General features: G+C 35.1%; 12 protein-coding genes. 9 read left to right on the top strand and 3 right to left on the bottom strand.

The window, feature by feature from the left end; translation table 11 throughout:
* Positions 1 to 41: 41 nt before the first annotated feature.
* Positions 42 to 599, bottom strand: a complete 558-nt coding sequence (locus JFU23_RS05595; RefSeq protein WP_002128459.1) for a CatB-related O-acetyltransferase — start codon at positions 597 to 599, stop codon at positions 42 to 44.
* A 139-nt stretch (positions 600 to 738) separates the two neighbouring features.
* On the opposite strand from JFU23_RS05595, the gene JFU23_RS05590 reads away from it, so the two are divergent.
* The 8 genes from JFU23_RS05590 (at position 739) to JFU23_RS05555 (ending at position 5,823) form a co-directional block, all read left to right on the top strand.
* Entirely contained in the window at positions 739 to 1,080 is a 342-nt protein-coding gene (locus JFU23_RS05590) for an ASCH domain-containing protein (RefSeq protein ID WP_201031566.1), read from the top strand.
* Positions 1,077 to 1,472 (top strand): NUDIX hydrolase, encoded by a 396-nt coding sequence (locus JFU23_RS05585; RefSeq protein WP_201031565.1) that lies wholly within the window; start codon positions 1,077 to 1,079, stop codon positions 1,470 to 1,472. The genes JFU23_RS05590 and JFU23_RS05585 overlap by 4 nt, the downstream gene beginning before the upstream one ends.
* An 86-nt stretch (positions 1,473 to 1,558) precedes the next feature.
* Positions 1,559 to 2,179 carry an acetate uptake transporter gene (locus tag JFU23_RS05580; RefSeq protein WP_060749165.1) on the top strand — a complete coding sequence of 207 codons (621 nt, stop codon included), beginning with the start codon at positions 1,559 to 1,561 and terminating at the stop codon, positions 2,177 to 2,179.
* A 141-nt stretch (positions 2,180 to 2,320) separates the two neighbouring features.
* Positions 2,321 to 2,764 carry a flavodoxin gene (locus JFU23_RS05575; protein WP_001062757.1) on the top strand — a complete coding sequence of 148 codons (444 nt, stop codon included), beginning with the start codon at positions 2,321 to 2,323 and terminating at the stop codon, positions 2,762 to 2,764.
* Between the two features lie 16 nt (positions 2,765 to 2,780).
* Positions 2,781 to 3,680 (top strand): WD40/YVTN/BNR-like repeat-containing protein, encoded by a 900-nt coding sequence (locus JFU23_RS05570; protein WP_002087724.1) that lies wholly within the window; start codon positions 2,781 to 2,783, stop codon positions 3,678 to 3,680.
* Between the two features lie 218 nt (positions 3,681 to 3,898).
* On the top strand, positions 3,899 to 4,099 hold the full coding sequence (cspB, locus tag JFU23_RS05565; RefSeq protein ID WP_001179147.1) for a cold shock-like protein CspB: 201 nt from the start codon (positions 3,899 to 3,901) through the stop codon (positions 4,097 to 4,099).
* 189 nt (positions 4,100 to 4,288) lie between these two features.
* Positions 4,289 to 5,134, top strand: a complete 846-nt coding sequence (locus tag JFU23_RS05560) for an exonuclease (protein WP_201031564.1) — start codon at positions 4,289 to 4,291, stop codon at positions 5,132 to 5,134.
* Between the two features lie 341 nt (positions 5,135 to 5,475).
* On the top strand, positions 5,476 to 5,823 hold the full coding sequence (locus JFU23_RS05555; RefSeq protein ID WP_201031563.1) for a hypothetical protein: 348 nt from the start codon (positions 5,476 to 5,478) through the stop codon (positions 5,821 to 5,823).
* A gap of 312 nt (positions 5,824 to 6,135) precedes the next feature.
* Here the strand turns inward: JFU23_RS05555 and JFU23_RS05550 are convergent, their stop codons facing one another.
* Together JFU23_RS05550 and JFU23_RS05545 are read right to left on the bottom strand one after the other, a co-directional pair.
* Positions 6,136 to 7,227: a DUF3900 domain-containing protein gene (locus tag JFU23_RS05550; RefSeq protein ID WP_002128454.1), complete on the bottom strand. Its 1,092-nt coding sequence runs from the start codon at positions 7,225 to 7,227 to the stop codon at positions 6,136 to 6,138.
* Positions 7,228 to 7,342: 115 nt separating this feature from the next.
* Positions 7,343 to 7,669: a hypothetical protein gene (locus JFU23_RS05545; RefSeq protein WP_002087720.1), complete on the bottom strand. Its 327-nt coding sequence runs from the start codon at positions 7,667 to 7,669 to the stop codon at positions 7,343 to 7,345.
* A gap of 464 nt (positions 7,670 to 8,133) precedes the next feature.
* Between JFU23_RS05545 and JFU23_RS05540 the strand changes: the two genes are divergently transcribed.
* A complete protein-coding gene (locus tag JFU23_RS05540; RefSeq protein WP_201031562.1) occupies positions 8,134 to 9,045 on the top strand; it encodes a VanW family protein in 912 nt (303 codons plus the stop codon).
* The last annotated feature ends 41 nt before the right edge of the window (positions 9,046 to 9,086 follow it).

Below are 9,086 nucleotides of genomic sequence, written 5' to 3'. Positions count from 1 at the left end.
AAAGAGCATCCTGAAAGAGTAGGATGCTCTTTTTGTTTAGATCAAGTAGCTTCTTCTTCGGGAGAAGTGAAAAATTCGTTGACTTTGTTGGAGAGTAGAAATGGAATAGCTCCTTTTATAACGGAAATGTCCCAGTCCCACCATGCAAGGTTTTCTAGTTTTTCAATGATTTCTTGCGGGAAACGATATCGAACTAGTTTGGCAGGATTACCAGCGACGATTGCATATGGAGGTACGTCTTTTGTAACAACACTCTTGGCCCCGATAATGGCCCCGTTACCAATTGTAACACCAGATAAAATGCAGGATTGATAACCAATCCATACATCATTGCCGACTACGATATCACCTTTTGAAGAAGGATGACCAGTAATGTGTGCTCCTTCTTCGAAGAGGACATTAAATGGATAAGTTGTTATCCAATCAGCACGATGTTCACCGCCAAGTACGAAAACGACTTCTTCTCCTAATGAACAAAACTTACCTATTTTTAATTTTGTTTCATCATTCCAAGAAAAAATAATAGGGCCTACTTTACTGTAAGTATAATCACCGATATCATATTTATTATATTCAGGTTTTTGATTTAAATATAACATACGAATTTTAGCATCCTCTCTAAAGAAAGTAATGGATATGGAACATTATATGCAAGGTGAAGTAAGGCGAACTATGTTGTATGAAATGGTAATGTGCAAAAATGTTAGTAGGTAAGATGAATAAAAGGGAGTGAAATGTATGAGATACGAAATGGGATTATATAATAAACCTTTTCAGTCGATTCAATTAGGAAAAAAAGTATATGAAGTACGCTTATACGATAGAAAACGTCAACTTATAAAACAAGACGATGAAATTGTATTTACGAACCTTACGACAGCAGAAACGATGGTTGTAAAAGTAACGGAGATAAAACGATACGAAAGCTTTAAAGCAATGTACGAACAAATTGATAAAAAATTATTTGATTGTGAAGAACTTAGTATAAAAGAAATGTTAGAAAGTACATACGGAATATATACGAAAGAACAAGAAAAAGAATGGGGAACAGTTGCGATTGGTGTTGAGGTAATAAAGTGAGAAGAAATCGCGGTGCAGCTATAATTATACAAGGTGGTAAAATCGCTCTTATAAAACGTATTCGAGAAGGTGAGCTGTATTTTGTTTTTCCAGGCGGGGGAATTGAAGAAGGAGAAACGCCTGAAGAAGCAACGAAGCGAGAGGTTTATGAAGAATTAGGGGTACATATACAAGTGGAGCATCGGATTGCAAAGGTGGAGTATAAAGGTACGGAGTATTATTATAATGCCCATATTATAGGTGGAGTTTTCGGAAGTGGTAAAGGCGAGGAGTTCGAGCTGAAAGATAGAGGGAGTTATATTCCTTTATGGATGCCGGTAAATGAGTTGCCAAATTTAAATGTAAAACCTTATGATGTGGCCAAATGTGTATTTGATTATTATGGAATATAAGGTCTGACAACATACAAAAAAAACCATTGACATAGCCTTCTGATTTAAGTATTGTATTCGAGTATGTTTATAATCAGGAGGTTTATATGAGCAATCAAACTACTACACATCATGTGAAAATGACAACAGCAGATCCATCTGGAATCGGTCTATTTGGATTAGCGATGGTAACACTTGTAGCATCATCTCAAAAGTTAGGCTTAACAGATGGCGTTTCACTTGTATTACCATGGGCAATCTTTTTAGGAGGATTTGCACAAATCTTTGCATGCATTCACGATGCAAAGCACAACAATACGTTCGGTACAACAGCATTTGGTGCGTACGGCCTATTTTGGTTAGGTGTTGGAATGACTTGGTTAATTCAACTTGGAGTATTTGGTGAAAAATTAGCCCAAACTGCAGATTCAAAACAGCTCGGTGTAGCCTTTATCGGATACTTGATTTTCACGATCTTTATGACAATTGGTGCAATGGAAACACATAAAGTATTATTTATGATTTTCGTCCTTATTGATTTCTTATTTATCGGTCTTTCATTAAGTACTTTAGGTGTTATGCCGCACGCAATGCATAATTTAGCAGCGTATTCTGAACTATGTATTTCATTATTATCTTTCTATGGTTCAGCAGCAGCTGTGTTAAATACACACTTCGGAAAAGTTGTATTACCAGTTGGAAACCCCTTTGGTATTTTTAAAAAGTAATAAAAAAGAACAGATGATTGTATAGTCATCTGTTCTTTTTTTATGGAATAAAATAAAATAGCAAAAAATATAATTGAAATTGATTCTCATTATTAATATAATGAGAATGAGAATCAATTATTGTAAGAGGGGGATGCCGAAGTGGCGAAAATTTTAATAGCGTATGCAAGTATGTCAGGGAATACAGAGAGTATTGCTGATTTAATTAAAGTAAGTTTAGATGCCTTTGATCATGAAGTAGTATTACAAGAGATGGAAGGTATGGATGCTGAAGAATTATTAGCTTATGATGGAATCATTTTAGGATCTTATACGTGGGGTGATGGTGAATTACCATTTGAAGCGGAAGATTTCCATGATGAGTTAGAAAATATAGATTTGACGGGTAAAAAAGTGGCTGTTTTTGGATCAGGTGATACGGCGTATGAACTGTTTTGTGAAGCGGTAACGATATTTGAAGAACGTCTTGTAAAATGTGGGGCAGAACTTGTACAAGAAGGATTGAAAATTGAATTAGCTCCAGAAGATAAAGAAGACGTTGAAAAATGCAGTGATTTTGCAATTGCTTTTGCCGAGAAGTTCTAGGAACGGGAGTGTCAACGTGGAAACAATGTTAAGTGCAACTGCTATTACAAAGTTAAGAGATGGAAAGCTTTTGTTAGCTACTACATATAATGGTTTATTCATTGAAAAAGATGGAGAATGGAAACAGGCTTTAACTGGTTTCCAAAAACGAATTCGAGATTTACATAGTGAAGGTAACGTAGTTTACGGAGTAGGAGACGAAGGAGTTTTTATTCGTAGTATGAATGGTGGAGAAACGTGGACGATCCAGCGCTTTCCAACGAAAGCAACGAGCTGGAATGTATGTAGTAATGAGAATGGAACAGTAATTGCTCATGGAGATAAAACACTGTATCATTCTAATAATTTTGGTTCCACATGGGAGACTATTCAGCCATTTCTTAATTACGGTAGTGAGGCACCATCTATTCGATCATTATTTTTATATAAACATTACTTATTTATCGGTACGAAAATACATACTAAATATGGTGGTGTTTGGCTTTTTGATTTAGAGACACGTAAATTAAAAAGGATTAAAATAGCGATGAATCAGATGATTTCTGCGTTGACTATACATAATTCCTATTTAGTAGCGGCAAGTGGATCGTGTAAGGGGATTAGCGGAAATATTTCTTTTTGCAGAATAAATGAGAGTATCGAAAGTGATAAAATAGGTTGGCATACATGTCAAAGTGAACAAAAAGCGAGTAGTTATTTAGATTTAAGTGTGGATCAACATGTGTTATATACAACGTCAACGCAAAATAAGGCGGGAATTAGCACTGTTTGCCGTGTGCTTCTTGAAGAAGGAATTGTTACAGTATGTGATTCGGTTAAAGGGCATGGTTGGCGCATTGTTAATGAAAAAGAAGGCTATGTTGTAGCTGGATCAGGTGAATTAAAAACGATGCAGTGGAAAAAAAAAGCTGTATAACTTTAAAAAAACTTTACTTTTATTATATTGGTATGATATAGTTACTTTAAACCATTTTACTTTTAATAATATAGAGATTTAAATGAGCTGTAACTTCCGAGGAGGATAGCAATGTTAAATCTCCTCTGGGGTTGCAGTTTTTTAATATATGATGTATTATTGTAAAGTGGTTGAAAATGAATATGTACATATAGGTACATTGTAGGAGGATTTTTTAAATGCAAAACGGTAAAGTAAAATGGTTTAACGCAGAAAAAGGTTTCGGTTTCATCGAGGTTGAAGGCGGAGAAGACGTATTCGTTCATTTCTCAGCTATCCAAGGCGACGGCTTCAAATCTTTAGAAGAAGGTCAAGAAGTTACTTTCGAAGTAGAACAAGGTAACCGTGGACCTCAAGCTACAAACGTAAACAAGAAGTAATTATGAAAAAAAGAAGGGCTTGCCCTTCTTTTTTTTTGCGTTTTTATTGAATATCCTCCTATGTACATGTAATAATAAGACTGAATTTTTGATTTTTATGCGAAGTTTTTCATGCATAAAGTGCATTAATAAATAAATACTGAAAATAAAGTATGTGTGTGAAAAGGAATTTAGAAAGAGGTAAATAAATTGAAAAACGCTACACACTTCATTGTGTTTGATATTGAAAGGAATTTTAGGCCGTATAAATCAGAAGATCCGTCAGAAATAGTTGATATTGGAGCTGCAAAAATAGATGTGAGTACAATGAAAGTTATTGGAGAATTTTCAGAGTTAGTAAAACCAAGTGCCCCATTAACTCGTCATACAACAAAATTAACTGGAATTACAAAGAAAGATTTAATAGGTGTAGGGAATTTCCCTCAAATTATAGAGAAATTTATTCAGTTCATCGGAGAAGATTCAATATTTGTTTCATGGGGAAAAGAAGATTACCGTTTTCTATCTCAAGATTGTACATTATACGGTGTAGAATGCCCATGTATGGAAAAAGAGAGTAGATTTGATGTGCAAAAATTTGTTTTTCAGGCGTATGAAGAATTATTTGAGCATACACCAAGTTTACAATTAGCAGTGGATCAGCTCGGCTTAACGTGGGAAGGGAAGCAGCACCGGGCTTTAGCAGATGCTGAGAATACAGCAAATATCTTTCTGAAAGTATATGGCGAGAGAGATATTAACAAGCGATACAAGAGACATGGTGAGCTTGAACTTGTAAAGAACGGAAAACTAACAGAAAAAGCGAAAAAAAGGATGCGGAAATGGGTATTTAAAGAACTGAGAAAAAATATAGAGCGTCCTTTTGTATGGAGTGCATTTGAAAGTAGTGACACGTGGGAAAGTATAACGGAAAGATATTATATAAGTGAATCAGCAGTAGAACTTCTGAAAAAACACTTTCCTACTGCGGTGAGAAAAGCGGAGCGGCAGCTTAGGTATTTGGCTGAGATGGAGAAAGTAGTAGAAGAAAGTTAGTAATAAAATTTATTTTATTCATATGTACAACTAGACTTCAGGATTAAGTTGCTGAAGTTTAGTTGGAAAATTCACGGCTTGTCCTGTATTGTTAATGGAATATTTTGTTGTTTTTAGTACGGATATACATAGAAAAGAGTGTAGTTTAATGGAAGCAATCTTTAACATTTTAACCGTTTTAGTTTTTTTGATAATATTTACCACACTATTTGCACTAATTACACTTCCTTTCATAGCAAAGAAGAAGAATTGGAAAAAGCTTAATATATCTTTAGCTCGTGGTGTATTAAAGATTAAAATCGAAGAGTAAGGTAAGAGTCTTATACAAGGGAGGTGTGATAGTGATAGACTTGGAAATCAAAGATGTCACCGTACAGATGGAATTAAATGGTATCTTTTGGAATGAGGATGGAATTGCTGAAATGATGGTGACTACAAAAGCGGAGCATTCTCTTATTCTTCGTCTAGTAGTTGACTTAGAAAGTAAAACGATTCGTGCGATGAATGCCGAGATAGTGGGTGGGTTCTGTCCTCTATGTAAACAGAAAAGGAACGAATGTAGTGAACTTAATGACGTGCAAAATAAAATGGGTATTTTAGAAGGAGCCTACGATTGGGTGAGAGAGCATCCGGAATATCGTTTTCAATTATCTTTTTACGAGTACAATAAATTTGAGGTAGTAAAGTGAAATTTTCATTTTAACAACATACATAATGACTAAAAGGAAAAACACCAAAAACTTATAGAAGGACTTGGTCAACTAGGAATATTGAAGTAGATGTCTCTCATGGAAATACGCTTGTACAACAAGGAAGGAATCTGCTTGATGCTACAAGAAATGTCATCTTGGAGCAAAAATATTTTTAAAAATAAGCATATTTGTTATAAAGAAGAAAAACCGATTCTTAGTAGAATCGGTTTTTAGTATAAATGTCAACTATGTCCCAAATAAAAGAGCGCTTGTTAATAGAGCTCAGTAAAAATAGGTATATGGAAGCATTTATTCGATCCCATTCGAATCATAAGAATACTGCTGTTTATTCTCAATCCGCTCAATTACGTCCTGTAATTCATCCGGCTTCAAAAACTCAATGGGAGAGAAGCCTTTCTCAAACGTAAGTGTATCAGCCTCAATCATTAATACATATCGGTCGTTTACCTTTGCAATATGTATTAGGTCTCCGAAATCAGCAAGCAAAGCCTTCACAGAGATATGATCTGCTTTTAGCTTTAATTCCACTTCAGGGGCGTGCTCGACGATTTGAGCGGTAGCTTCCATTACTTCTTCTGTTGAAAATTGTTCCATAATTTCGCGTTTCGGACTGGCAGCCCATACTTCCATCGCTTGGTCGAACTGTTCACGTTCTTCAGTACCTTCTTCAAATACATCTTCAATTTGGTCGTATACCATGTCCATTACTTGTGTTTTCATAATTTCAGGCATAGAGCGTTCGTATTCGACGAATTTTAAGAAGTCTTCAAAGTAGCGGGCGTGTGATGCTTGGTGTATTTTTAGTTCGCCAGGCTCCACCATACCTTCTTCAGGCATGTATGGGTACTGGATAGATTTCATATTCTTTGTTGTGATGGCCATTTCAACGTTACGAATAAGTGTTGATTCATCAGAAATGGAAGCAACCTTTGGTTCGAAGTCACATTTCATTACGAATACGAATGGATCATCAAAGTATTTGCGTAGTTTTGCTTGAGCGATTAAAAACACACCACCACGTACAGCGCTTGTGTCAAGGTATGTATAAACGAGAGGTTCGCTCATATCTTTGAAGTTTTCTTTTGTTTCTGCAAAGCGAATACGATTAAATAAGTTGTAATGAGGGTTTGAATCGAGTTCATGCCCTTCTTCTACAATAAAGCGACCGATCTTCGTTGGGGCTTGTTCTGTTTTTGCGTGACGTTCTACTTTTCGCTTTGAAATTTTTAATAATTCACCATTCAAAAATTCTTTTAAAGAGCTATCTTCATACTCTTCAGCGTCTAATGTTTGAAAATGTTTATAGCGCTTATCAACTGCTTCACCTTTTCCTTCTACTTGTACTACATAAAAAGAAAGAAAATTTATTTCAAAATCCATATTTATCACCTTGTTTCATTTCATTAACTCTTATCAGTATAGAGATGGAAAAAACTTTCGTCAATTTATATAAGGAAGGGGGAGCCCCTTCCTTATATATTTGTTATTTTCGAAATTAAAATCCGTCTTCTAATGCTGAAAATGGAATATTTAGCCTATTTTCTACTGTACGTAAACGCTGATTTAAGCGGTTTAATCTACGCGTATGACGCTCAACTGTGTTTTCTAGTTGACGTACTCTTTGCTCAAGCTCATTTACTCGTCTTTCTAATTGACGGTTTCCAGTACCAGGGAAAGAGATTGGAAGTTGAAATTGTCGATTTTGATCATATGGATTAACTTGTTCTGTTTGATCTATATATTGTTGGTATTGTGCCTGTAAATCATACTGAGGTTGGTAACCATATTGGTTATATGGATCATAAGGATTGTAGGGATACATAAAAACATCCTCCATTTCTTTATAATAGGTTAAATTCATCATAATGTATGTGCAAAAGCGGAGTAGTGGCACGGCAAATACCTATATACCTGAAGTGAATGATTGTTTTTACCGATAAAAGCTCAGTTTAAGTTGTTAATAATGATCACATATGAGAAAGCGGTATTGCGGTTTCTGAAGCATGCAGGTGAATAGAGAGGTGAAATGAAAGGGTGTTACATTTGTATTTCATCTGTTGGATGGTATATACTGGATGGAGATAGGTTGCATAAAAGTTACAATTTTATCAAACTCGAAAATTTATATAAATATGTATAGACATTTACAAAAGAAAAGAGTAATTTTAATAGAGTAAAAAACAAATTGTAACATTTTCTAAATATATTGTAAAATGATTGTAACAAAAGATACATAAAAATGAAATAATACATAAGAAATAATGTTGGGGAAAAGGAGAGAGTATATTGTTCCGAAAAATAAAGGGTATATTAGTAGGGGTGCTATGCGTAGCTGTAGTAAGTGGTTGTGGTACAAAAGTAAGTGATGTGGCATTAGTAAGTGATTTTGGTGGGAATGTTGTAGAGGCTAAGGCTGATGTACAGGATTCAATTAGCTTAGTGGATGGGCGTACTGGTACTGAAGTGAAAAAAATAGACTTATCGAGTTTAGGTTATTTTGAAGATGAGGCGAAATTCAAAAAATCTGTAACGAAGGTTGCAGGTGAAGTCGGGAAAAGTGTTGACAAAAAGATGGTCCCTTCACGTATAGCATCTGATGGATCATGGCAAGAAGGAAAGCCTTCTTATGAATTAATGGAAAAAGAATTAGTAGACAAATTATTAAATGTAGGTATGTGGGATTCTTCTTATCAGTTACCTATCGTTGAGAAAAAGCCTACCGCAACATTAAGTGATGCGCAAGGAAGTGGCACGGTAATTGGTAGATATGAAACGAATTTAGGTGGATCAGCAGGTGGCCGTATTGAGAATATTCGTTTGTCGGCAGCGAGTATAAATGGAGTTGTATTAGCAAAAGGAGACAGTTTCTCTTTCAATGCATTAATCGGTGATACAACGCCAGATAAAGGATATCAATTAGGTAAAGAAATTGTAGATGGTAAATTAGTAGATGGTTATGGTGGTGGCGTTTGTCAAACATCATCAACGCTATACAATGCAGCAGATCAAGCTGGTTTGAAAATGGTAGAGAGAACTACACATTCTAAAACAGTAGGTTATGTCCCTCAGGGAAGAGATGCTACAATTGCTTATCCATATTTAGACTTAGTATTTGAAAATACGAATGATGCTCCTGTTAAGCTTTATATGGGCATTCAAGGCGGAAAGTTAGTTGCTGAAGTACATAAGATGAAATAAATATGTAGTTAAAGGATAAGAAAGTAAAATATTTATAGTTT

This window comes from Bacillus sp. TH50 (assembly GCF_016650565.1).
GTDB classification, from domain to species: Bacteria; Bacillota; Bacilli; order Bacillales; family Bacillaceae_G; genus Bacillus_A; species Bacillus_A mycoides.
This window is presented reverse-complemented; position numbering and strand designations above follow the sequence as displayed.

Coding starts and splice junctions, on each gene's coding strand:
- cspB (WP_001179147.1), top strand. CDS start 3,899: ATGCAAAACGGTAAAGTAAAATGGTTTAACGCAGAAAAAGGTTTCGGT.
- JFU23_RS05595 (WP_002128459.1), bottom strand. CDS start 599: ATGTTATATTTAAATCAAAAACCTGAATATAATAAATATGATATCGGT.
- JFU23_RS05590 (WP_201031566.1), top strand. CDS start 739: ATGAGATACGAAATGGGATTATATAATAAACCTTTTCAGTCGATTCAA.
- JFU23_RS05580 (WP_060749165.1), top strand. CDS start 1,559: ATGAGCAATCAAACTACTACACATCATGTGAAAATGACAACAGCAGAT.
- JFU23_RS05545 (WP_002087720.1), bottom strand. CDS start 7,669: ATGTATCCCTACAATCCTTATGATCCATATAACCAATATGGTTACCAA.
- JFU23_RS05550 (WP_002128454.1), bottom strand. CDS start 7,227: ATGGATTTTGAAATAAATTTTCTTTCTTTTTATGTAGTACAAGTAGAA.